Annotated in this window: 18 protein-coding genes; 14 read left to right on the top strand and 4 right to left on the bottom strand. The window is 50.5% G+C overall.

What is annotated here, in order from left to right; all coding sequences use genetic code 11:
- Positions 1-184 precede the first annotated feature (184 nt).
- Positions 185-4,060 (top strand): response regulator, encoded by a 3,876-nt coding sequence (locus tag ACFOMG_RS17240; RefSeq protein WP_376868491.1) that lies wholly within the window; start codon positions 185-187, stop codon positions 4,058-4,060.
- 2 nt (positions 4,061-4,062) lie between these two features.
- Entirely contained in the window at positions 4,063-5,145 is a 1,083-nt protein-coding gene (locus ACFOMG_RS17235; RefSeq protein WP_376868490.1) for an HD-GYP domain-containing protein, read from the top strand.
- Between the two features lie 52 nt (positions 5,146-5,197).
- On the opposite strand, the gene ACFOMG_RS17230 is transcribed toward ACFOMG_RS17235, so the two are convergent.
- From ACFOMG_RS17230 to trxA, 3 genes are all read right to left on the bottom strand, one after another.
- On the bottom strand, positions 5,198-5,737 hold the full coding sequence (locus ACFOMG_RS17230) for a hypothetical protein (protein ID WP_376868488.1): 540 nt from the start codon (positions 5,735-5,737) through the stop codon (positions 5,198-5,200).
- Between the two features lie 142 nt (positions 5,738-5,879).
- Positions 5,880-7,145, bottom strand: coding sequence for a transcription termination factor Rho (gene rho, locus ACFOMG_RS17225; protein ID WP_376868486.1), 1,266 nt, complete (start codon positions 7,143-7,145; stop codon positions 5,880-5,882).
- A gap of 195 nt (positions 7,146-7,340) precedes the next feature.
- Positions 7,341-7,667: a thioredoxin TrxA gene (gene trxA, locus ACFOMG_RS17220; RefSeq protein WP_376868485.1), complete on the bottom strand. Its 327-nt coding sequence runs from the start codon at positions 7,665-7,667 to the stop codon at positions 7,341-7,343.
- A 166-nt stretch (positions 7,668-7,833) separates the two neighbouring features.
- Between trxA and ppx the strand changes: the two genes are divergently transcribed.
- The 9 genes from ppx (at position 7,834) to urtE (ending at position 22,248) form a co-directional block, all read left to right on the top strand.
- The gene (ppx, locus tag ACFOMG_RS17215) at positions 7,834-9,369 is read left to right on the top strand and encodes an exopolyphosphatase (protein ID WP_376868484.1); all 1,536 of its coding nucleotides are present in this window, start codon (positions 7,834-7,836) and stop codon (positions 9,367-9,369) included.
- A gap of 353 nt (positions 9,370-9,722) precedes the next feature.
- A complete protein-coding gene (atzF, locus tag ACFOMG_RS17210; protein ID WP_376868482.1) occupies positions 9,723-11,591 on the top strand; it encodes an allophanate hydrolase in 1,869 nt (622 codons plus the stop codon).
- 25 nt (positions 11,592-11,616) lie between these two features.
- Positions 11,617-15,285, top strand: a complete 3,669-nt coding sequence (gene uca / locus ACFOMG_RS17205) for an urea carboxylase (RefSeq protein WP_376868481.1) — start codon at positions 11,617-11,619, stop codon at positions 15,283-15,285.
- The gene (locus ACFOMG_RS17200; protein ID WP_376868479.1) at positions 15,285-15,995 is read left to right on the top strand and encodes a GntR family transcriptional regulator; all 711 of its coding nucleotides are present in this window, start codon (positions 15,285-15,287) and stop codon (positions 15,993-15,995) included. The genes uca and ACFOMG_RS17200 overlap by 1 nt, the downstream gene beginning before the upstream one ends.
- Before the next feature lie 331 nt (positions 15,996-16,326).
- Positions 16,327-17,625: an urea ABC transporter substrate-binding protein gene (gene urtA / locus ACFOMG_RS17195; protein ID WP_376868477.1), complete on the top strand. Its 1,299-nt coding sequence runs from the start codon at positions 16,327-16,329 to the stop codon at positions 17,623-17,625.
- Positions 17,626-17,707: 82 nt separating this feature from the next.
- Positions 17,708-19,333, top strand: coding sequence for an urea ABC transporter permease subunit UrtB (gene urtB, locus ACFOMG_RS17190; protein ID WP_376868475.1), 1,626 nt, complete (start codon positions 17,708-17,710; stop codon positions 19,331-19,333).
- 229 nt (positions 19,334-19,562) lie between these two features.
- Positions 19,563-20,735, top strand: coding sequence for an urea ABC transporter permease subunit UrtC (gene urtC / locus ACFOMG_RS17185; RefSeq protein WP_376868473.1), 1,173 nt, complete (start codon positions 19,563-19,565; stop codon positions 20,733-20,735).
- The gene (gene urtD / locus ACFOMG_RS17180) at positions 20,732-21,496 is read left to right on the top strand and encodes an urea ABC transporter ATP-binding protein UrtD (protein WP_376868471.1); all 765 of its coding nucleotides are present in this window, start codon (positions 20,732-20,734) and stop codon (positions 21,494-21,496) included. Before urtC ends, urtD begins: the two co-directional genes overlap by 4 nt.
- 53 nt (positions 21,497-21,549) lie before the next feature.
- Entirely contained in the window at positions 21,550-22,248 is a 699-nt protein-coding gene (gene urtE, locus ACFOMG_RS17175; protein ID WP_376868469.1) for an urea ABC transporter ATP-binding subunit UrtE, read from the top strand.
- Between the two features lie 98 nt (positions 22,249-22,346).
- Here urtE and ACFOMG_RS17170 read toward each other — a convergent pair whose 3' ends face one another.
- Complete coding sequence (locus tag ACFOMG_RS17170) at positions 22,347-22,577, bottom strand: accessory factor UbiK family protein (RefSeq protein WP_376868467.1); 231 nt, start codon at positions 22,575-22,577, stop codon at positions 22,347-22,349.
- 313 nt (positions 22,578-22,890) lie between these two features.
- Here ACFOMG_RS17170 and ACFOMG_RS17165 point away from each other — a divergent pair, with 313 nt between their 5' ends.
- The 3 genes from ACFOMG_RS17165 to ACFOMG_RS17155 all read left to right on the top strand — a co-directional run bounded on the left by ACFOMG_RS17165 (position 22,891) and on the right by ACFOMG_RS17155 (position 25,378).
- Positions 22,891-23,610, top strand: coding sequence for a TorF family putative porin (locus tag ACFOMG_RS17165; protein ID WP_376868465.1), 720 nt, complete (start codon positions 22,891-22,893; stop codon positions 23,608-23,610).
- A gap of 78 nt (positions 23,611-23,688) precedes the next feature.
- On the top strand, positions 23,689-24,027 hold the full coding sequence (gene glnK / locus ACFOMG_RS17160; protein ID WP_376868463.1) for a P-II family nitrogen regulator: 339 nt from the start codon (positions 23,689-23,691) through the stop codon (positions 24,025-24,027).
- 82 nt (positions 24,028-24,109) lie between these two features.
- Complete coding sequence (locus ACFOMG_RS17155; RefSeq protein WP_376868462.1) at positions 24,110-25,378, top strand: ammonium transporter; 1,269 nt, start codon at positions 24,110-24,112, stop codon at positions 25,376-25,378.
- Positions 25,379-25,410: the final 32 nt, after the last annotated feature.

Here is a 25,410-nt window from a genome sequence, read left to right as displayed (position 1 = left end):
CAGTGTTTCAGCGGATGTCAGGATTGGCCGGTTCTGACAACTGGTATCGCCGCAGGCTTTAAGGCAACATGCTGAAACAAGCGCAGTAAAGGGAGCATGATGCGAGTGGTGAGTGAAGGACCTGCCTGCGGCCTGGCCAGCCGCTGGCAGTGTGTTATGGCCTTACTGGTGCTGCTGTTGTGTAGTGCAACATCTCAGGCCGACGGCGGCTTATTGTCGCCCGCTCAGGGGGGGAGCAGCCGGAGCTCTGAGTGCCAGCGAACGTACCTGGCTGAGCCAGCAGCCGGCATTGGTTATTGGTGTGTTAGGCAATCAGCCGCCAATTGACTTTTTTAACAGTCAGCAGCAACACAGCGGCTTGCTGGCCGAATATCTGGAGTACCTCAGTCGTTATACCGGTGTCAGCCTGCAGCTGCGCCGCTTCAGTGACCCCACCGATTTAATGGCTGCCGTGCAGGATCAGCAGATTGATCTGGCAGCACCCGTGGCCTGTGCCAGCGAACGGTTGCCGCCAGGCGTGTTATTCAGTGACGCATTATTTTACAGCCCGATGAAACTGGCGTCGCAGCGACTGGGGCCGGTTTACCAGGATCTGCATTCTCTGGCTGGCCGCCGGCTGGCAATTCATGGTCAGCTGCCGCAGCTAACCATCTTACAGCAACAATACCCACAAATTCGTATTGTTCCCTATGCCACTCAGGCAGAGGCACTGATGGCGGTGTCGACCGGACGGGTGGATGCGTATCTGGGGGATGAAGCAACAATGCGTTGGGCGATGAATGATTTTTATCTGACGGATCTGCAAGTCAGTCCGGGCATGATCAATAACAGCGGTTATTGCTTTGTGGCACCTGCGTCACGTCAACCATTGCTGGCTGTTGTGCAAAAAGCATTGGCTGCTTTATCGTTGTCGCGTCGTCAGCATATTCGTGATAATTGGCTGAAGCCGCACACGGATGACCAGGCCACGACAAAGCCGGTTACCCTTACGGCGGAGCAACAGGCCTATCTGCGGCAGTTGTCCGGACTGAATATCGCCGTCGATAATGACTGGCCACCGTTGGAATTTATTGATGAGCAGGGGCATTATCGTGGGCTGACTGCAGACTACAATCAACTGCTGGCTGAGCAGCTGGGGATTCCACTGACGCCGGTTTATGGCAATAGCTGGAAAGAAACGCTGGAGATGTTCCAGCGCGGAGAAATGGAATTAATTTCCGGTGTGCAGCCGACTCCCAGTCGGCGTGAGTATATGTTGTTTTCTCACCCTTATATGGTGCATCCGTATATGATACTGGTGCATAAAGACACCCGCTTTGTGAATTCATTTCCGGACCTGTACGGCAAACGGGTGGCGGTGGTGAGTGATTATGCCATTGAAGAATTATTGGCCCGTGACTATCCACAATTACAGCTGCGCTCCTATCCTAACAACATCAGTGCGTTATTAGCCCTGAGTGCAAAAGACGTGGATGCTTATGTTGGCCTGCTTGGGACGTCCTCCTGGCTGATGGAAGAATACGGCATTCGTAATGTCAAAGTGACCGCCCCTACCGACTATAAATATCATCAGACGATTGGCATTAATCGTAATTACCCGCAACTGTTACCGATAATTAATAATATAATTGATAATATTCCCGAATACCGGCGCCAGGAAATAAAGAACAACTGGTTCACCGTGGAGTTTGAACACCAGGTTAATCAGGGTGAAATTATCAGTGCCGTACTGCTGACTATCGCCATTGTTTTTCCGGTATTACTGGTGATTCTTATCTGGAACCGCAAGCTGAAGCGTACAGAAAAACATCTGCGCGAAAGTCAGCAACAGCTGGCGGAAGCAAAAGATGCTGCTGAACAATCGAGTCAGTTTAAAAGCCAGTTTCTGGCAAATATGTCACACGAAATCCGCACGCCGATGAACGCTATTCTCGGCATGAATCACCTGTTATTACGCTCGGGTCTGAATGACCGTCAGAACGGTTATGCCGAAAAGATAAAACAGGCAGCGACAACCCTGTTAGGGGTGATTAACGATATTCTTGACTTTTCCAAAGTTGAAGCCGGTCATCTGGATATTGATCAGCAGCCATTTAATTTACACAACGTATTTACCGAACTTTCCGATATGTTGTCATTAAAAGCAGCGGAAAAAGGCATTGAGGTATTACTGGAGGTTGATGCCAGCATTCCCCGGGTACTGACGGGAGATCCTTTACGTCTGGGGCAGGTGTTAATTAACCTGACTCAGAATGCGATTAAATTTACCGATCGGGGAGAAGTGCGGGTCAGTGTCAGCCTGAAATCGCGTAAAAACGATGCCGTCGAACTTGATTTTCAGGTCAGGGACACCGGCATTGGTATGGAACCGGATACGATTGAACAATTGTTTGAGCCATTTACTCAGGCGGATGGCAGCACTACCCGTAAATACGGTGGTACGGGCCTGGGACTGAATATCTCGCGTCAGCTGGTGCGTCTGATGGGCGGAGATCTTGAGGCCGAAAGCCAGCTGGGAAAAGGCAGTTGTTTTCATTTTTCGCTGACATTTGTTGCCGATCCATCGGAACAGCAGCTACAACACCGATTTATCCCCAGTCGCGAACTGCAGGGATTACGGGTATTGGTGATTGACGATAATACGGCTGCCCGGCAGTTGTTGCGGGAAATGCTGGAGTCGTTTTCGTTCCAGGTAATTACACTGCCCAGCGGTGAAAATGCAGCATTTCTGGTGCAGCAACAGGATGAAATGGGAGATCCGTTTGGCCTGGTTATCGCTGACTGGCAGATGCCTGGTATGAATGGTATCGAAACACTGGATGCTATTCGTGATTTACCCTTGCAGCATAAACCAGCCACTATTCTGATTACCGCCTATGGCCGGGAAGATATTTTAGCCAGTGCCGATAATCATGATGTCGATGTGCTGTTGATTAAACCCATTAATGCGTCGGTATTATTTGATGCCATTATGCGCTTGCTTAACCACAGGCATCAGTCGCGTATCGGTGCGCCGGGGTCGTCTGATGTGTGGTTACTGGGGCTGGTATTATTGGTTGAGGATCATGAAATTAACCAGGCGGTTGCGCTGGAGTTATTACATTCCGTCGGCATTATTGCAGATACCGCGACCAATGGAGTGGAAGCGCTGGAAGCACTGAAACAAAAACATTATGACCTGGTGTTAATGGATTTACAGATGCCGGTTATGGATGGTCTGCACGCCACAGCGATTATCCGCAAAGACCCACAATATAACGACTTACCGATTATTGCGATGACTGCTCACGCGATGGAGGGAGACCGCGAACGTTGTCTGGCCACCGGTATGAACGATCATATTGCCAAACCCATTGATCCGGAGCATTTTGTGACTGTGCTGAAACAGTGGCTGCCACAGGGAGAATCAGCATCTGCCAGCCCGCTGGTGGATAAGCAGCTGGAAAGAAATATCGACCATATTGATGGCATTGATCTGGATTGGGGCATTGAACGGGTAGGTGGCAACCGGCAGTTGTATTTTAATTTATTACGCAGTTTTTATCATAAGCATCAGAACGACGAACAGGTGTTATTGCAGTTATTAACACAGAATCAGCACCAGGATGCGCAGCGTCTGGCACATACCCTGAGAGGTGTGGCCGGGAACATCGGTGCGCGGTTATTCGAAAAAGATGCAGCGGAACTGGAAAAAGCATTGCGTACCAATAGCGAGCCACCGCAAACACTGGCCACCGGTTTGTTATGGCAGCGCTTCAGTGAGGCATTCCGTCAGCTGTTTTCAGGGCTGAAAAGCAGCGGGGTATTATTGCAGAGTCAGGCTGCCGAAGTGACTGAACCTCCGCCGAAGGTCGATATCCGGGGCTGCCACACTGAGCTGGTGACGCTGGCCGGATTTTTGTCCCAGGGTGATGTGGGCAGCTGCGAATACCTGCAGCAAATTGAAACATTATTGCCTCCGGAGCTGGCGTCGCAGTTGCGCGGACTGATTGATGAATTTGATTTTGAGCAGGCCGGTAAGCTGATTCATCGCTTGTTAGCGAATAATAAAGAGAGCTGACGATGGAAAAAGAGCGGATATTATTGGTTGATGATGAAGCCTTTTATATCAAAGTGCTGGTTGAACTGCTGGGATCAGACTATCAGATCACGCTGGCGAAAAGTGGTGCTCAGGCGCTGAAGCTGCTGGAAGGTGAAATATTGCCGGACCTTATCCTGCTGGATGTACTGATGCCCGGTATGGATGGTTATGAGATATGTCAGGCGATCAAAGCCGATGCCAGAACGCGGGATATTCCGGTGATTTTTCTGACCGTTAAAAGCGAAGTTGAAGATGAGGTTAAAGGTTTCCGTTGTGGTGCCAGTGACTATATTGTAAAACCTTTTTCGCCCCCGATTGTCAAAGCCCGGGTGGCTACCCACCTGGCGTTACAGCAGTCGCGTAAAGCGTTGCGTAATAGTAATGCACAACTGGAACAACGGGTTCAGCAACGTACCCGGGAAATTTCCCGAACCCAGGATATGGCAATTTATTGCATGACCTCACTGGCGGAAACCCGGGATAACGAAACCGGTATGCACATTCGTCGCACCCAGCATTATGTCCGGGTGCTGGCTGAACATCTGCACAGTCATGCACGCTTCAGCGATCAGCTGAATGACGAGTTTATTGAATTATTATTTAAATCCGCACCGTTACACGATATCGGCAAAGTGGGTGTGCCCGACCGTATTCTGCTGAAGCCGGGAAAACTGAACCCGGAGGAATGGCAGGAGATGCAGAAACACGCGCAATACGGCAAAGAAGCGCTGGATAATGCTGAACGGGAATACGGCGCCTCGTCGTTTCTGAGCATGGCGAAAGACATTGCTTATTGTCATCACGAGCGCTGGGATGGCAAAGGTTACCCACAGGCTCTGAGTGGTGATGATATCCCGTTAGCGGCACGATTAATGGCGCTGGCAGATTGTTACGATGCTTTGATCAGTAAACGGGTTTATAAGCCGGCATTTTCGTTTGACGACGCTGCCGATATTATTGTGAAAGGCCGGGGAACACAGTTTGACCCGGATATGGTGGATGCCTTTGTGGCGCTGGAAGCGGTGTTTGTTGATATTGCCCGGCGCTTTGCCGATGAGGAATAACAGCACCTTTATCGGGTAATAATAAAGGTGCTGAACAGCGACGCTGAGAGGATCAGCCGGCGGTGGCCGCCTGATTGCTGTCGGTTGTTGCTTCCGCTTCGCTTGCTGCAGGTGTTTCCGTTGCCTCGGGTGCAGCTGTGTCGGCAGGCATATCGGTGTCGGCCGATGTTGTCACGTCAGCGGCTTCGGTTGTTGCCGCAGGAGTGGCTGCTTCGGCAGGTGCCGTTGTTTCAGCTTCTGTCGTGGCTTCGTCCTGCGCCATCGCGCTATCTTCCGCTAAGGCCTGTTCCCGGTCGTCGACGGCTGGTTGTGCTTCTGCCTGAGCGATACAATCCCAGCCCCAGCCCCGTTGTTTCTCAACAAAAGCACTGGCTTTTTGCTGGCAATAGCCGGCATCGTTTTGTGCATTCCACAGTGTCTGAGTGCCACTTTCTTTGGTGTATTGCACTTCGCAGGGTAACTCGCCATCGGCGTAAACCACTTCAATAATCCGGGTTTTATCCGCATGGCTGCAAACAACTTTGCTGTTGTCGAAGGCCTGGCTGGTGCTGGCTAATAATGCCAGTGAGGCGAAGGTGATCAGTTTGTTCATGGGAGACTTCCTTTCCGGTTCTGATGGGAGGGTTACTACAATCCAGAAGCGGCCGGGCGTCAATTCGTTTCGCCCAGATTGGCGCAGCCTGACCATAAAAAAACCCGCACAGTGGCGGGTTTTTTTGATTCGCGGCGCTGGCTTAGTTTTTGCCGCCACGCATTGAGTCGAAGAACTCATCATTGGTTTTGGTCTGACGCAGTTTATCTAGCATAAACTCAATCGCCTGAACATCTTCCATCTCGCTCATCAGCTTACGCAGAATCCACAAGCGTTGCAGGTCGGCTTCGTTAAACATCATATCTTCACGACGGGTGCCGGAACGACGGATGTTAATCGCCGGGTAAATGCGTTTTTCCGCAATCTTACGATCCAGATGTAATTCCTGGTTACCGGTACCTTTAAACTCTTCGAAGATCACTTCGTCCATTTTCGAACCGGTATCAACCAGGGCGGTGGCGATGATGGTTAATGAACCACCTTCTTCGACGTTACGGGCTGCACCAAAGAAACGTTTGGGTTTTTCCAGGGCGTTGGCGTCAACACCACCGGTTAATACTTTACCTGAGCTCGGCACCACGGTGTTGTAGGCCCGGGCCAGACGGGTAATGGAGTCCAGCAGGATGACCACGTCGCGTTTGTGTTCCACCAGGCGTTTGGCTTTTTCGATCACCATTTCAGCCACCTGAACGTGACGTGCCGGTGGTTCATCGAAGGTGGAAGCAACCACTTCGCCGCGCACAGAACGGCGCATTTCTGTCACTTCTTCCGGGCGTTCGTCGATCAGCAGTACGATCAGTTCGGCTTCCGGATTATTGCGGGTAATAGCCTGTGCTGTGGTTTGCAGCAACATGGTTTTACCGGCTTTTGGCGGCGCAACGATCAGGCCACGCTGGCCTTTACCGATCGGTGCGATCAGGTCCAGTACACGGGAAGACAGGTCTTCGGTGGAACCGTTGCCGACTTCCAGTACAAAGCGCTCATCCGGGAATAGTGGTGTTAAGTTCTCGAATAAGATTTTGGATTTGGCGTTTTCGGGTTTGTCGTCATTAATTTTGGCGACTTTCAGCATCGCAAAATAACGTTCGCCATCTTTAGGTGGGCGAATTTTACCTTCAATTTTGTCGCCTTTACGCAGGTTAAAGCGACGAATCTGGCTCGGTGATACATAGATATCATCAGGGCCAGCCAGGTAAGAACTGCTGGCGCTGCGCAGGAACCCAAAGCCGTCCTGCAGAATTTCCAGCACGCCTTCCCCGTAGATGTCTTCGCCGCTTTTGGCGTGAGTTTTAAGGATGGCGAAGATGATATCTTGTTTGCGAGTACGGCTGACGTGCTCGAGATTCATCTCTTTGGCGATGGCTAACAGCTCAGGAACGGATTTGAGTTTCAGATCGGAAAGATTCATACAGGTTGGTTTGCAGTTATTAGAAGTTGATTAGAATTCAAAATAGAGGGGGGCGCCAGGAACGGCGTTTTGATGGTTAAGACTATAGACAGTAAAACAGGGGGTGTCTATAACTTGTGTCAAGAAATTTCGGATATTAAGTTTTTCTGCTGGCCCGGACTGTCATGTATGACAACCCGGGCCGGCAGTCCTGCATCAGATTGATTGCTCAATAAACGCAGTCAGCTCGGATTTGCTCATCGCGCCGATTTTGGTCGCTTCGGCATTGCCGTTTTTGAACAGGATCAGAGTCGGGATAGAACGAATGCCGAACTTAGGCGCCGTTGCTTCATTCTGGTCGATGTTCAGTTTAGCGATTTTCAGTTTACCCGCGTATTCTTCGGCGATTTCTTCCAGTACCGGCGCAATCATCTTGCATGGACCACACCACTCAGCCCAGAAGTCGACCAGTACAGGTACGTCAGAACCTAATACGTCAGCGTCGAAGGAATCGTCGGATACGGTCAGGATATGGTCACTCATGTGTTTCCCCTATGGAATGTATGGTTCGGTGCCGCGCCGGAATAAGCCGGCACCGCAGTTGACTGTATTGTACGCCCGGATTGTCGGGAATCAATTCGTGATTCGGATCCAGACGTGTATTCTGTGTTCTATATAGTGTCAGAGACAGAAAAAACAAGAGTGGCCTATGACAGAACTTCCCAGCCAGAACCCGGCCCAGGCGACGTCATCATCACAACATGCTGATGATCTGATCGCGGCGATCGATTTAGGTTCCAACAGTTTTCATATGGTAGTGGCGCGTGAGTTTCAGGGGGAAATTCACACGCTGGAAAAACGCGGCCAGAAGGTGCAGCTGGCGGCGGGCCTGGACGATCAGGGAATGTTATCGGAAGCGGCGCAACAGCGTGGTCTGGAATGTCTGCGTGAGTTTGCCCAGCGTATTCAGGGTATGAACCCCGACCGTGTCAGCGTGCTGGCTACCAATGCGTTACGGGCGGCGCGTAATCGGCAGCAGTTTATTGAGCGGGCGGAGGCCATTCTGGGCTATCCGATCGAAGTGATTGCCGGGCGTGAAGAAGCGCGGCTGATTTATCTGGGGGTGTCTCATGCACTGGCCGATGATCAGGGCAAGCGCCTGGTTGTCGACATTGGTGGTGGCTCCACCGAGTTTATTATCGGCGAACGGTTTGAGCCAAAAGCACTGGAAAGCCTGCACATGGGGTGTGTGTCTTTTACCCAGCGTTATTTTCCTGGCGGGGTGATTAATGAAGCCCATTTTCAGGAAGCGGTAGCTGCGGCGCGTCAGGAGCTGCTGAATATCGAAGCGGCTTATAAGCAGTTGGGCTGGACCGGTGCGGTGGGCTCTTCCGGTACCATTCGCGCGGCGGAGCAGGCGGTGCAGGAAAATGGCTGGAGTCAGGATGGCCTCAGCCGTGAGGGCTTGCAGCACCTGCAGCATCGCATGCTGCAGTTTAATCATATTGATGACGTTGAGTTAGACGGGGTAAAACCCGAGCGTGCTCAGGTGTTTATTGGTGGTCTGGCGATTCTGACGGCGGTGTTTGAAACCTTTGGCCTGCAACAGATGGTGTATTCCGATGGTGCCTTGCGTGAGGGTGCGTTGTGGGACCTGGTTGGGCGCTCGACCCACGAAAATGTGCGTGAACGGGTGGTGCAGTCGCTGGCGCAACGCTTTTATGTCGATACCGATCAGGCTGAGCGGGTAGCGCAGATGGCGGAAGCACTGTTTGATCAGGTCGCCGCTGACTGGCAGATGGGCCCCAGCTGGAAACACTGGTTGCGCTGGGCCGCAACCCTGCACGAAATTGGTTTAAGTATTGCTCATTCCGGCTTTCATAAACACGGAGCGTATTTATTACAGAACTCCGACCTGCTGGGCTTTACCCGTCAGGGCCAGGCTGCGCTTGGTGCTCTGGTGCGTTGTCACCGGCGGAAGTTTTCCAGCGAAGTGTTTGAGGCGGTGTCGGCCAGTCGTCGGCCAACGGCGTTGCGTTTGGCAGTATTATTACGCCTGGCCGTGTTACTGAATCACAGCCGTGGCGCGCATCATGTGCCGCTGCCGGCATTGCGGGTCAGGGAGCAACAATTGCAATTGACGTTGCCCGCCGGCTGGCTGGAGCAACATCCACTGACGGCGCGGGACTTACGTTCGGAGGCGGATTATCTGGCGGCTGCCGGCTGGCAACTGCATATCTGCTGAAGCGGGCCGATCGTGGATTCATAATAAAGCTGCGTATTTATCGCAGCTTTTTTATGCCGGATTGTTGTGTGCCTGATTGTTGTGTGCCTGATTGTTGTGTGCCACGCACTGTCTTAATTCACTTTTTTTTCACCGGGCTTTATTGCGGTGCACTCATTTTTTATTGTCCGGTGTGAATATGTCTCCCTTTTCTGTAAAAAATATTTCCCGAAAGCCCATTCTGGCGGGCTTTAATTAAATAATCTGACTGGCCGGATAATTATTTTTCCGGGTTGGCACGGTCATCGCTTTGTCACTTGTATACAAGTATGAATTCAGATCCGCAGCGGCGGACGTGACAAGAGCAGCTAATAATGACAACGGAACTTTTAAACACCCAGGGCTGGTCGGTACAGGACTGGCTGAATGCCTATCGCCAGGGGGGAAACCCGCAGAATTTATTAACCGGGTTGCTAAACCAGTTAATAAACAGCGAGCAGGTGGATGGCAATATTCGATACGGCAGCAGCTGGATCAGCCTGGCCGATGCAACAAATCTGCAACAACAGCTGGATGAATTGCAGCAGCGATTACAGCAAAACCAGGGAGATCTGTCAGCGTTACCGTTATACGGTGTTCCTTGTGCAATAAAAGATAATATTAATGTAATGGGCTTTAATACCACCGCTGCCTGCCCGGAATATTCATTTGCGCCACAACAGGATGCTTTTGCCGTTAGTTTATTACGCCGTGCCGGGGCCATTATTATCGGTAAAACCAATCTCGATCAGTTTGCTACCGGACTGGTCGGCACCCGTTCACCTTATGGTGCGGTTAAAAACCCGTTTAATGCTGACTACATCAGTGGTGGCTCAAGCTCAGGTTCTGCTGTGGCGCTGGCCAGTGGTCAGGTTGCGTTTGCCTTAGGTACAGATACCGCAGGCTCCGGGCGGGTACCTGCCGGCTTTAATCATATTGTTGGTTTAAAAGCGACGCCGGGCGCAATCAGCTGCCGTGGTGTGATACCGGCATGCCGCAGTCTTGATTGTGTATCCGTGTTTGCGCTGAATAATGCCGATGCCGGTTACATCTATCAGCTGCTGGCCGTGTATGACGAACAGGATGAATACAGTCGTGTTCGCCCGCCAGTGGCCGAGAACCCGATCCGTACGTTAGGTATTCCGGCAACCAGTGAGTGGTTTGGTGATGAGCAACAACAACTGGCCTATAACAAAGCCTGCGCTCAGGCACGCGCCGCCGGTTACCGTTTAACCGAAATCGACTTTACGCCGTTTTTCCAGCTGGCGGAATTATTGTATCAGGGCCCCTGGGTAGCGGAACGGTATGCGGCGGTAGGTGAGTTTTTATTACAAAGCTTACCGGGCATTAACGATACGGTGAAAAAGATCATAACGGCGGGCTGTGATGGCAGTGCCGTGGATGCTTTTAAAGCCGAATATCAACGTCAGCAACTGGTACGAAAAATTGAGCAGCAGTTCAGCCAGGTCGATGCCTTATTTGTACCAACCACTCCATTGTTTCCGACTCTGAAACAGGTTGAAGATGCTCCGGTTGAAGTAAACAGTCAGCTGGGGCGGTATACCAATTTTGTTAACCTGGCGAATTTATCCGCCATCGCGTTACCTGCGCAACGGCGCATGGATGAGTTGCCGTTTGGAATTACCGTCATCGCTCCGGCCTGGCATGAACTGGCACTCAGCCAGTTTGCCGCGCACTGGCAGGCACAGCTGCAATTACCACTGGCACCTTTGGTCAATGGCCAGCAACAGCAAGACAGCGTAGTGGTTGCAGTCGTGGGGGCTCATTTGACGGGTATGCCGCTGAATCATCAGCTGACCAGCCGAGATGCAGTTTTGCTTGAGCAAACCCATACCGCGAAAAAATATCAGTTGTATGCACTGGCTAATACGGTGCCACCAAAGCCCGGTTTAGTGCGGCTTAATGAACAGCAATTAACTTCCGGAGAAAGGCCATATCAACTGATTGTGGAGTTGTGGCGCATGAGTTACGCCGCATTTGGCTCGTTTGTGGAAGAAATTCCACAGCCGCTGGGAATCGGCACGCTGGAACTCGAAGACGGCCGTTTGGTGAAAGGTTTTATTTGTGAACCGGAGGCTGTGACCTGTGCGACACACATCAGTGAATTTGGTGGCTGGCGCGCTTATATCCAGCAACTCAACAGCCAGAAGGCGGTAAATCCGTCAGTCATTTCTGCCAGCTGATCATCACGAATTAAGGAGATAACCTATGTTTAATAAAGTATTAATTGCTAATCGTGGTGAAATTGCAGTTCGCAGCATCCGCACATTAAAAAAAATGGGCATTTGTGCGGTTGCTGTTTATGCCGAAGCCGATCGTAACAGCCTGCATGTTCGCGATGCGGATGAGGCTTATTCTCTTGGCGAAGGCAGTGTTGCCACGACGTATCTGCGCGGCGATGAAATTATTCGTATCGCTCGTGAGTGTGGTGCTCAGGCGATATTACCCGGTTATGGATTTCTTAGTGAAAATGCCGAATTCGCTCAGGCCTGTGACGATGCCGGTATTGCTTTTTGTGGACCAACTGCCGAACAGATTCGCCAGTTTGGTCTGAAACATACCTCGCGGGAAATTTGTGAAAAAGCCGGCGTGCCGTTAACTCCGGGAACCGGCTTGCTCGATAGTGTTGAGCAGGCCATTGCGGCGGCGGCACAGATTGGTTACCCGATCATGCTTAAATCAACAGCGGGTGGCGGTGGCATTGGCCTGACCCGTTGTGATGACGAAACCCAGTTACAGCAGGTGTTCGAAAGCACCCGGCGATTAGGCGAAAATTATTTTAAAGATGGTGGGGTATTTATCGAACGTTTTATCGATAAAGCCCGTCATATTGAAGTTCAGATTTTTGGCGATGGCTTGGGTAATGTGGTTGCCCTGGGGGAGCGTGACTGTTCGTTACAGCGCCGTAACCAGAAGGTGGTGGAAGAAACGCCGGCTCCGGGGTTACCGCCGGCCACACGAACTGCGTTATTAAAAGCAGCGGAAGACCTGGGGCGCTCTGTGTGTTACCGCAATGCCGGAACGGTAGAGTTTATTTACGATGGTGAACGTGACGAATTTTATTTTCTTGAGGTGAACAGCCGGCTGCAGGTAGAGCACCCGATTACTGAAGAAGTGACCGGCCTGGATCTGGTTGAGTGGATGTTAAAAATTGCCGCGGCTGAATTCCCGGACTTCAGTCAGGTGCCACAACCTGCTGGCGCAGCGATTGAAGTTCGTATTTATGCTGAAGATCCGTTAAAAAATTTCCAGCCATCACCGGGCATTCTGACCCAGGTGCAGTTTCCCGGTGATGATTACGTACGTGTCGATAGCTGGGTGGAAACCGGCTCGGAAGTCAGCGCGTTATACGATCCGATGATTGCCAAGCTGATTGTTAAAGCCGATACCCGCGAACAGGCGATTGCGCGCATGCAGCAGGCGCTTAATCATACTGCGCTGGCCGGTATTTCGACCAATGTGGATTATTTGCGTCAGGTGGTGAGCTGGCCGCGTTTTGAATCAGGAGATGTCAGTACCCGGGCGCTGGAAAGTTTTGAATTTCAGCCCCATTGTGTCGAGGTGTTACAGCCAGGAACTTACAGCAGCATTCAGGATTATCCCGGCCGCAAAGGGTATTGGGATATTGGTGTGCCGCCTTCCGGGCCGATGGATGATTATGCTTTCCGGCTGGCCAACCGTATTGTTGGTAACCATGAAAAAGCAGCAGGGCTGGAAGCGACTATTGTTGGCCCTCAGCTGAAATTTCATCAGGACTGTGTGATTGCGCTGGCCGGTGCGCAAGGTAATGCCACGCTGGACGGTGAGGTGATTGAATACTGGCAACCGCAGACGGTAACAGCCGGACAAATTCTTGATATGGGTAAAACCGATCAGGGCTGCCGCAGTTATTTAGCCGTACGCGGCGGTTTTGATGTACCGGAATATCTCGGCAGCCGTTCGACTTTTGCCCTGGGCCAGTTTGGTGGCCATGGCGGTCGTACGTTACGGGCGGCCGATATGCTGGCGTTGTCTCAGGATATTCCGGCCTGCACAACTCCTTCTCCGGTTTACCCGCCACAGGCGGCTCCGGCGGATTTAATCCCAGATTATCCTCAGATGAATGACGATAAGACAGCACACTGGGAAATTGGGGTGATGTATGGGCCACATGGTGCGCCGGACTTTTTTACGGCGGAATCAATTGAACAGTTTCTGACGACTGACTGGCAGGTGCATTATAACTCCAACCGCCTGGGAATCCGGTTAAACGGTCCTAAGCCGGAGTTTGCCCGCACCGATGGTGGTGAAGCCGGATTACACCCCTCCAATATTCACGACTGTGAATACGCCATCGGCAGTATTAATTTTACCGGTGATATGCCGGTGATTCTGACTCACGATGGCCCAAGCCTGGGTGGTTTTGTTTGTCCGGTAACCATAGTACAAAGTGAATTATGGAAGGTCGGGCAGGCGAAACCCGGCGATACGATTCGCTTTGTTGCGCTGAGTTTTGATCAGGCACTGGCGCAGGAAAAAGCCATCGATCAGGCCATCGGTGACTGGCAGGCACAACCGCTCAGTCTGCCTCAGGCTATGGCCGAAACACCGTCTCTGATTCCGGAAAAAACGGCATCGGCAACCATTCTGGCGCAGCTGGCTGCGACTGAACACACGCCGGAGGTAGCCTATCGTCAAGCGGGGGATAAATATATTCTGATTGAATACGGTCCGGTGGTGCTGGATCTGCGTTTCCGTTTCCGTATTCACGCATTAATGGAAGAACTGAAGCAACGTGATGTCAGCGGTATTGAAGAGCTGGCACCGGGGGTGCGTTCGTTGCAGGTTCGTTACGACAGCCGGCTGATCAGTCAGGATCAGGTGATGCAGGTGTTATTAGCGGCAGAAGCGAACTTGCCGGATATCGACAGCATGGTATTAAAAACCCGGGTTATTCATTTACCGATGGCGTTTGAAGACAGTGCCACATTGGATGCGGTGGAAAAATATCAGCAATCGGTGCAGGAAAAAGCCCCCTGGTTGCCAAACAATGTCGATTTTATTCAGCGCACTAACGGTTTGCACAGTCGTGATGAGGTCAAAAAGATTATTTTTGATGCCAGTTATATGGTGATGGGACTGGGTGACGTGTATCTCGGTGCACCTTGTGCAGTTCCGGTCGATCCTCGTCATCGTTTATTAACCTCTAAATATAATCCGGCACGTACATTTACCGCAGAAGGTACCGTGGGTATCGGCGGGGTTTATATGTGCGTTTATGGTATGGACAGTCCGGGTGGTTATCAGCTGGTTGGCCGTACCTTACCGATCTGGAATAAATTCCTGAAAAATAAACAGTTCAGCAATAATGAACCCTGGTTGCTGAAGTTTTTTGACCAGGTGCGTTATTACGAAGTGACGGAGCAGGAATTAACCCGGCAGCGTGAGGCCTTCCGCGAAGGGCGGCTGGAAATAAAAATTACCGAGGAAGACTTCAGTCTGGCGGAATATCAGCAGTTCCTGCAGGATAATGACGACAGCATCGAACAGTTCCGTCAGCAGCAGCAACAGGCATTTGCCAAAGAAGTGGAACACTGGGCCAGTGATGATGCTTTTGGTGAAGTTAAAGAGGCCGGGTTAACCACTCAGGCTGAAGAAATCCGGGGAACGGCAGTACACTCCGACATTGCCGGGAATATCTGGAAGGTATTGGTGGAAGAGGGCCAGGTCGTGCAGCAGGGCGATACTCTGGTGATTGTAGAAGCAATGAAAATGGAATTTCCGTTGCTGGCACCCCGGGATGGTGTGGTGGGTTCGTTATGTTGTCAGGAAGGCCACGCAGTTCAGCCGGGGGATGTGTTGCTGGGATTATTACAAAGCCAGCATGAGCCAGCCTGATGAATGCACCACAAACCCAACAACGTAAACCGAGCCTGGCGGAGCGTATATACCAGCAGCTGAAACAGGATATTTTTGATTTCCAGCTGCTGCCGGGTGATCGTTTCAGCGAAACGGAAATTGCTGGTCGTATGCAGGCGTCACGTACTCCGGTCAGGGAGGCGTTATACCGGCTGGAGCGCGATGGCTATGTTCAGGTACATTTCCGCAGTGGCTGGCAGGTACGGCCATTCGATTTTCGTTATTTTGAAGACCTGTACGATGTGCGCATTTTACTGGAGGCCGAAACAGTCCGGCGTTTATGTAGCGCTAACGACCGGCAACAGCGTTTGGCCGAACTATCAGCAATCTGGTGTTGCCCTGAAGGACAACGTCTGACGGATAGCAGTGAGGTCGCAAAGCTGGATGAAAACTTTCATTTTGGTCTGGTGGAAAGCGGAAAAAATCAGGAAATAAGTGCGATTCATCGCGATGTGTGTGAGCGTTTGCGCATTATTCGGCGGCTGGATTTTACCCAGACGGGTCGGATTGAAGCCACCTATAACGAGCACAGCCGGATATTGTTGCAGATACTCAATGCCGATGCGAATCAGGTGGTGGCAGAGCTGACACAACATATCGAGATCAGCAAAAATACGGTGCGTGAGATTACCCTGCATCGAATTCAGGAAGCCCGGCAGCGCTATGCCGTTGATATGAGCATGAAATAACGATCAATTTTTCAGTTCGTAACAGCTTTATAGCAAGAGTATTAACAGGACCTGAGCGTAACTAAAATCCCGGCGAAATTATTTTCGCCGGGATTTTTTTATACCGGCTAACGCTACCAAATAAGAGTTCAGTGATAAAAGGATGCACTGATAAATAGCAAGATGATATTAAACGGTAGTTAACGGTGCAGAACTGGCTTGCCAGCCCGTCGGGTTGTTGGCCCTGAGCGCGGTTAACCGGCGTAATAACGGATAATTCATCGGATTTTCATAGTTGGTATATGGGTTGCACTCTGTCTTGTATACATGACAACCAATGAAGGAAAGTTAGATGAAAAAAGCAATCTTGAGCCGTACCGGAAAACTGCTTGCTGTCACTGCTCTGGCTGCGGGCGTCAACCTGGCTAACGCTGGTGATACCATCAAAGTGGGTGTGCTGCATTCATTATCCGGGACTATGGCAATCTCCGAAACCACATTAAAAGATACCGTTTTAATGATGATTGAAGAACAGAATAAAAAAGGTGGCTTGTTAGGTAAAAAACTGGAACCGGTTGTTGTTGACCCGGCTTCTAACTGGCCGCTGTTTGCTGAAAAAACCCGCGAACTGCTTGAGCAACAGGATGTCGACGTTATTTTTGGTTGCTGGACATCGGTGTCACGTAAATCGGTTCTACCGGTCGTGGAAGAATTAAACGGGCTGTTGTTTTATCCGGTTCAGTATGAAGGCGAAGAGTCGTCATATAACGTATTTTATACCGGAGCGGCACCGAACCAGCAGGCCATACCTGCGGTAGATTATCTGATGAACGAAGTGGGTGCACAACGTTGGGTGTTAGCCGGTACCGACTACGTTTACCCGCGTACCACCAATAAAATACTGGAAAGTTACCTGAAATCCAAAGGCGTAGCGGCCGAAGATATTATGGTGAACTACACACCATTTGGTCACAGCGATTGGCAGACCATTGTGTCGGATATTAAAAAGTTCGGCAGTGCGGGTAAAAAAACCGCAGTAGTGTCGACGGTGAATGGTGATGCCAATGTACCGTTTTATAAAGAACTGGCGAACCAGGGTATCAGTGCAGAAGACATTCCTGTGGTTGCTTTCTCGGTGGGTGAGGAAGAACTGTCTGGTTTTGATACTTCTCCACTGGTAGGCCATCTGGCGGCCTGGAACTATTTCCAAAGTGCTGACAGCGAAGAAAATGATGCATTTATTGAGCAGTGGCACGGTTTTACTGAGAACGATGAGCGTGTGACGAATGACCCGATGGAGGCAACCTATATCGGCTTCAGGATGTGGGCAAAGGCGGTTGAAAAAGCCGGCAGTGAAGAGGTCGATAAAGTGCGCTCAGCCATGTATGGCATTGAAGTTCCGAATCTAACGGGTGGGATGGCGAAGATGAACGAAAACCATCATCTGTCTAAGCCGGTGCTGATTGGCGAAATTCAGGATGATGGCCAGTTTGATATCGTCTGGAAAACCGATGAGGTGGTTAAAGGGGATGCCTGGACCGATTATCTGCCGGAGTCGGCTAACCTGATCTCCGACTGGACGGCACCGATCAGCTGTGGCAACTACAACACGGTCAGCAAAAGCTGTGGTGGTGCGGTTGCAGCGGAATAACCGCGCTTACTGAAGGCCCTGATGGTTATTGTTACAGGCTGATTCTGTAGCAATAACCACCTTATAAAAAACGGAAGTTCCCATGCGTGTAACTCAATATATATCAACGCTATTCGTTGGCTTTTTATTACTGGCTTCGTCAGTCAGCCAGTCAGACGAAGCCTCACTGGCAACTCTTACACAACAATTAATCACCGCCAGTTATAAAGAAAAAGCAGTCATTATACAGAATATATCGGCTCACAAAGATCCGCTGAAACTCGACATTATGCAGGCATTGTTGTCCTCTGATCTGTATTACCGTAAGCAGGACCAGTTGCTGGTTTTTGCCAGCTCTTTTAAAAAAGAGAGTGAAATAAAAGAAGTATTTTCTGGCCGTCTGATTGAAAACATCGGCAAACGTAAATTCCGGAAAATTGGTGTTAATAACTCGTTACGTCGCCAGTTGCGGTCGGCCATTGCCTTAATTCTTATTAGTGAAGGTGATCGCCAGCAGCGCTTATCTGCGGCCGGAAATCTGTTAAAAAATCCGGATATGATGACTGGCGCGGAACTTCAGCAGCAGATAGCTAACGAAAGCGATGCGGAAATTGTTGAGTTACTGGTGTTAACCCGAGCGATTCAGCAGCTCCGGAGTGATGATGCAAATGTGCGGCTGGCGGCAATTTCAGCGATGGAGCGGTCGTTATATCCGGAGATTCGGGTTGCGCTCAGTCAGTTTGTCGCGTCGTTCAGTGAGTCAGATAAAAGTGAACGCGTGGCGGAATATCAGCTGGCTACAAAAACCATTGCCAGTATTGATCAACTGCTGGAGATTAATGGTTACGCTGAAAATCTGTACTTTGGCTTGTCGTTAGGGGCGGTGTTGTTACTGGCTGCAATTGGCCTGGCGATTACCTTTGGCGTGATGGGCGTTATTAATATGGCCCATGGTGAGATGATTATGCTAGGTGCTTACACCACCTATGTGGTGCAACAATTAATGCCGGATTCAATAGGACTGTCTCTGGTTGTCGCTATTCCGGCCGCTTTCCTGGTGAGCGGATTGGTTGGCGTATTCATTGAGCGCTCTGTGATTCGCCATCTATATGGCCGTCCGCTGGAAACCTTATTAGCGACTTTTGGTATCAGCCTGGTACTGCAACAAGCGGTACGCTCCATTTTTGGTCCATTAAACCGGGATGTCACCACACCAGACTGGATGGCGGGTACCTTTATGGTGAACCCGGCACTGGAGCTTACCTTTAATCGGCTGTACATCATTATTTTCAGTTTACTGGTGCTGGCGATGTTAGCACTGGTGCTTAAGCGTACGTTATTCGGTTTGCAGATGCGTGCCGTCACCATGAACCGGCCAATGGCCAGCTCAATGGGCATCCGTACCGGTTGGGTGGATGCCTTAACCTTTGGCCTTGGGTCGGGTATTGCGGGTATTGCCGGTGTCGCGTTAAGCCAGCTAACCAACGTTGGCCCGAACCTGGGTCAGGCTTATATCATCGACTCCTTTATGGTGGTGGTCTTTGGTGGGGTTGGCAATTTATGGGGAACACTGGTTGCGGCGATGTCGCTGGGTGTGGCGAATAAATTCTTTGAACCATTAGCCGGGGCCGTGTTAGCAAAAATTCTGGTGCTGGTGTTTATTATTTTATTTATTCAGAAGCGGCCGCGTGGATTGTTCGCTCTCAAAGGGCGTGCGGTCGAGGGATGATTTGTGTTGCAGAAGAATACATCCGGTACATCCCTGCGGCAGACGGCCGATCAGAAAAGCACCGGATATATTCTTTATCAGTTAACACCGTTGAATATTTCAGCCTGATTGTATTGGAGTTTTATAAGCAGGCCTTTTTTGCAGGGACGCAAAAAGGGAGTCTACAGGGATGTATTTACGACGTCCTGCGTTAGAACTGCAATGCAGTCAGGCGATAGAGGAAATCAATATGAAAGATGTTCAGTTAGGACCTTTAACCTCGTTATTGGTCAATGACAAGGCCGGACAGCGCTTAATACAGGCGGTTCTGGCACTCGCAGTGATTATTCCGTTTTGTAATCTGGTTTTTCCGGAAGGATCATTATTTCACGTTTCAACCTACACCATGACCTTGTTGGGTAAGTACCTGTGTTACGCCCTGCTGGCGCTTGCGGTGGATTTAATCTGGGGTTACTGCGGTATTCTCAGTCTTGGCCAGGGAGCCTTCTTTGCGCTCGGCGGCTATGCCATGGGTATGTATCTGATGCGTCAGATTGGTGACCGTGGGGTTTACGGCAACCCGGAACTGCCGGACTTTATGGTGTTTCTGAACTGGACGGAATTACCCTGGTACTGGTTTGGCTTTGATCAGTTCTGGTTCGCAGCCATTATGATTCTGGCGGCGCCGGGTATTCTGGCGTTTGTGTTCGGCGCACTGGCATTTCGCTCACGGGTGACCGGGGTTTACCTGTCGATTATTACTCAGGCGCTAACATACGCTCTGATGCTGGCTTTCTTCCGTAATGATATGGGGTTCGGCGGTAATAATGGTTTAACCGACTTTAAAGATATTCTCGGGTTTGACCTGCAGGCTGATACTACCCGGGCCGGGCTGTTTGTTGCGTCGGCGCTGGCATTAATACTGGGTTATTTAATCAGTCGCTTTATTGTCGATTCGAAACTCGGCCGGGTGCTGGTAGCTGTGCGTGATGCCGAAGCCCGTACGCGTTTTATTGGCTATCGGGTTGAGCACTACAAGCTGTTCGTTTTTGTTGTTTCGGCCATGCTGGCGGGCGTTGCAGGTGCACTTTATGTTCCCCAGGTTGGCATTATTAACCCGGGCGAATTTGCGCCTATTTTTTCCATCGAAATGATTATCTGGGTGGCTGTGGGTGGTCGTGGCACTCTCTACGGTGCGGTGATTGGTGCTTTTCTGGTGAACTATGCAAAAACCTATTTTACCGGCGCTTTTGCAGAGTTATGGCTGTTCCTGTTGGGTGGTTTGTTTGTATTAACCACCCTGTATCTGCCAAAAGGTGTGGTGGGCTTATGGAACCAGGTTAAGGAAAAGCGTGCAGCAAAAGCGATGAGCGACGCAGGTGATGATGGTGTGACGGAATTAGCCAACGGAGGAAAAGCATGAGCATTGCATCCCAGCATATCGAAAATCCATCGGTGTTATATCTGGATGGTGTCAGTGTCAGCTTTGATGGCTTTAAAGCGTTAAATTCTTTATCGCTGTGCATTGAGCCAGGCGAGATGCGCGCCATTATTGGTCCGAATGGTGCCGGTAAAACCACCATGATGGATGTGATAACCGGAAAAACCAAAGCCGACAGCGGAACCTTGTTATTTAAAGATGAATTTGATTTAAGCCAATACGATGAAGCTGCTGTGGCTAATATCGGCATTGGCCGAAAATTCCAGAAGCCCAGTGTGATTGAAAGCCTGACGATATTTGAAAATCTGGAAATGTCGCTGAAAGGTGGTCGTTCGGTCTGGCAGGCATTGCGCCACAAACTATCGGCGAGTCAACAGGACAAGCTGGATGAAATCCTGACTATGATTGATTTGCAGGATCATCAAAATAATCTGGCAGGCAATCTTTCTCATGGTCAGAAGCAGTGGCTGGAAATTGGCATGTTGTTGGGGCAGGAACCTGAATTATTGTTAATTGATGAACCCGCCGCCGGTATGACGGATGAAGAAACCATGAAGACCGCAGAGCTATTTAAACAGTTGGCGAAAAGCCATTCGTTAATGGTAGTGGAGCATGATATGGACTTTATTGAGGCGCTCGATTGTCGCGTCACGGTATTGTGCGAGGGCAGTGTACTGGCAGAAGGGTCGCTGGCGACCGTGAAAGCGAATGAAGACGTGATCGAAAAATACTTAGGCCGGTAGCAATAAAGCGATTTGCATTGCTGATACAGCGTTAAAAATTGAGAAATAAAGCTATGTTACGAGTAAATAAACTAAACGTCGCCTACGGTGCCAGTCAGGCGTTATACGATGTTTGCATGCAGGCCGAAATTGGTAAGGTAACCTGTGTGTTAGGCCGTAATGGCGTGGGTAAAACCACATTGATGAAAGCGTTGTCGGGGCAGCTGGCCGAGCTGAATGGTCAGGTTCGCTGGCTGGATTCGACACTGAGTGGATTGTCGCCGGCTGACCGGGCGCGCCAGGGCATTGCTTATGTGCCTCAGGGACGTGATATTTTTCCTCAGCTGACGGTGGAGGAGAATCTGCAGACAGCGTTTTCGGCGCTGCCGCGTAATTTGCGTTTTATCGATCCGGAGATTTACGCGTTATTCCCGGTATTACAGCAGATGTTAAAACGCCGTGGTGGTGATTTATCCGGAGGGCAGCAGCAACAGCTGGCGATTGCCCGGGCATTGTTGTTACGTCCGAAATTACTGATTCTGGATGAACCTACCGAAGGCATTCAGCCATCCATTATTAAAGACATTCAGCGGGTGATTGAGCTGTTGCGCGATCGTGGCGAAATGGCCATTGTGCTGGTAGAACAGTATCTGGATTTTGCGGCCGAGCTGGCGGATGACTTTATCATTCTGGAGCGCGGGCGGGTGGTGGCCAGTGGCGCCGGCCATGAGCTGAAAACCTCAGAGCAGGCGCGTGAGCTGTTAGCTATTTAAATAAGCTGAATGATTCGTTCGGTGGTAGGAGGGAGCTTGTCCCCGACTCCGGTTTTACCGTTCAGGTTTGCTATTAATGTCGCGGACAAGGTCCGCTGCTACTCTTGCTCTAACTTTTCTAAGCGTTGCTCCAGCTCAGCCAGCTGAGCCTGGGTGCGACGTAACACTTCCAGCTGGACTTCAAACTCTTCCCGGGTAACCAGATTGGCGCTGGTCAGCAATGCCTGTAGCTGGCCCTGCAGTGCCAGACGGATGTCGGATGATAAGGCCGCAAACGGACTTTGTTGCAACAGGCTTTCAACCCGGCTTTTGATGTGTTCTGCGTTCATAACGGTTCACTTAGCGATGTCTGTATGCCGGTCATGATACCACGCCCTGTCTTTGTACGTGATTGAATGCCGTGCTTTAAAGTGGTGCATTCTGTTGCCACTCAGTGCAATAAATCGGTGCCCTTCCATGCTGATTGCACCAGCGTGAAATCAATTTTATGTCTCCTGTCGTTTGTTTTCCTGCTAAGTGGCTGAAATCACGGGGTTTTAAAAAGTTGGCACACCGGCTGCTAAGACTTAATCACAGAATTAAAACGGTGCGTCAGGCACTGAGAGAAAGAAAGTTCCTATTTAACTGTGAAGGAAATGAACCATGAAAAAACTGTCTCAAGCGATTGCTCTGGCTGGTGTGATGACTGCGGTGGCTGTACCTGCGGTACAGGCAGAAGTTGAAGTATCGGCATCGGCGGCGGTAGCCAATATGTATCTGTGGCGTGGCCAGGATCTGGGTCAGGGCGTACCGGCTGTATCCGGTGATCTGAAGGTTTCTGCCGGCGGTGCGTACGGTGGAGTCTGGACTTCAAGTGGTGATACCACTGCGGGACAGGAGTATGACCTGTTCGTTGGTTATGGCGGTGAGTCTGGTGACTTCAGCTACGACGTCAGTGCCTGGACGTATGTTTATTCCGGCGATGATGAGGAAAATGGCCGTGGCAATACCTTTGGCCTGACAGACCTGATCGTATCTGCTGGCTATGGCCCTGTGTCGGCTTCCTATTATTACGTATTGGCCGGTGATGAAGACTATAGCTATGTGACCTTAACCGGAGAATACGACAAATTCTCTGCCACTCTGGGTATGGCCAGCGGTATCGAGAACATTGGTGAAACAACCAAAACCGTTTATGACGATAGCGATTACACCCATCTGGATGTGTCTTACGCCTATAACGACAACATCTCTTTCACGCTGAGTAAAGTGATTGCACAGAGCCTGAAGGCTGAGGATGCAGCAACCAGTGAAGAAGACGAAAGTTATGTTGATGAAGATCTGAAAGTGGTTGTTTCTTACAGCCTGCCTATCGAGCTGTAAAAAGCATACAATAGCCCGTGCCCCCGCACGGGCTGTTAACAAACTGAATATTTTCAAGCCTTAAATAAGGAGTTTTCTATGAAACTCATTACTGCTGTTGTAAAGCCGTTCAAGCTCGACGATGTGCGCGAAGCACTGTCTGAGATCGGTGTTCAGGGCATCACCGTAACTGAAGTCAAAGGTTTTGGCCGTCAGAAAGGTCATACCGAACTGTACCGTGGTGCTGAATACGTGGTGGATTTCCTGCCCAAAGTAAAAATTGAAGTCGCGGTCGATGAAGACCTGGCTGAAAAAGTCATTGAAGCCATCACAAAAGCAGCAAACACCGGCAAGATCGGTGACGGCAAAATTTTTGTGACTTCTCTGGAACAAGTGATTCGTATCCGTACCGGTGAAACCGGCGCAGACGCTATCTGATTTTTGGTCTTGGCATCGGTCAATAAAACCGGTGACGGTAAAGACATCGAATAACATTAAAGCCTAATGCGGGGGGCTTGTTATGGAAAATAACGTATTTGAACTTCAATACGCCATGGACACCTTTTATTTTCTGGTGTGTGGCGCTTTAGTTATGTGGATGGCGGCTGGTTTCGCCATGTTGGAAGCGGGCCTGGTCCGCTCTAAAAACACCACTGAAATTCTGACCAAAAACGTCGCACTGTTTGCGATCTCATGCACCATGTACCTGGTCTGTGGTTACGCCATTATGTACGACGGTGGTTATTTCTTATCCGGTATTACCGAGGTGGATTCGGCTGCAGTGTTATCTGACTTCGCTGCGCGTGAAGACGGCTTCCAGGGTGGTTCTATCTATTCCGGCGCATCGGATTTCTTCTTCCAGGTGGTATTCGTAGCAACGGCAATGTCGATTGTATCCGGTGCTGTGGCTGAACGTATGAAACTGTGGGCTTTCCTGGCATTTGCTGTGGTGATGACAGCTGTTATTTATCCGATGGAAGGTGGCTGGACCTGGGGTGGTAACGATGTCTTTGGTCTGTACAACCTGGGTGACTTAGGTTTCTCTGACTTCGCCGGTTCCGGTATTGTTCACATGGCGGGTGCTGCGGCAGCTCTGGCGGGTGTATTACTGCTGGGAGCACGTAAAGGTAAATACGGTCCTAACGGTGAAGTGCGTGCGATTCCTGGCGCCAACCTGCCGCTGGCGACACTGGGTACCTTCATCCTGTGGATGGGTTGGTTCGGCTTTAACGGTGGTTCGGTACTGAAACTGGGCGATATCGCTAATGCACATTCTGTAGCCGTGGTATTTACCAACACCAACGCGGCAGCAGCCGGTGGTCTGATTGGTGCTCTGTTACTGGCCTTTATCCTGTTCCGTAAAGCGGATCTGACCATGGCGCTGAACGGTGCTCTGGCGGGTCTGGTAGCGATCACAGCGGAACCTTCTACGCCAACGCCATTCGAAGCAACTCTGATTGGAGCTGTGGGTGGTCTGATCGTTGTGATGTCTATCCTGACTCTGGATAAACTGAAGATTGATGATCCGGTGGGTGCGATCTCAGTACACGGTGTTGTTGGTCTGTTTGGTCTGCTGGTCGTACCTCTGACTAACAGTGATGTGAGCTTCTCTGGTCAGCTGATCGGTGCTGTAACCATCTTCACCTGGGTGTTCGTTGCCTCTCTGGTTGTGTGGAGCATCATCAAGGTAGTGATGGGTCTGCGGGTGACCGAAGAAGAAGAATACGAAGGTGTGGATCTGTCTGAATGTGGGATGGAAGCGTACCCGGAATTCACAGCCTCTAAGTGATATATCAATAAGCTGTTAATATAAAGCACTAT

The sequence above is a fragment of the Bacterioplanoides pacificum genome (assembly GCF_042648445.1).
GTDB lineage: Bacteria > Pseudomonadota > Gammaproteobacteria > Pseudomonadales > Oceanobacteraceae > Bacterioplanoides > Bacterioplanoides pacificum.
The sequence above is the reverse complement of the archived record's forward strand: the minus strand, read 5'-3'. Positions and strand labels throughout refer to the sequence as shown.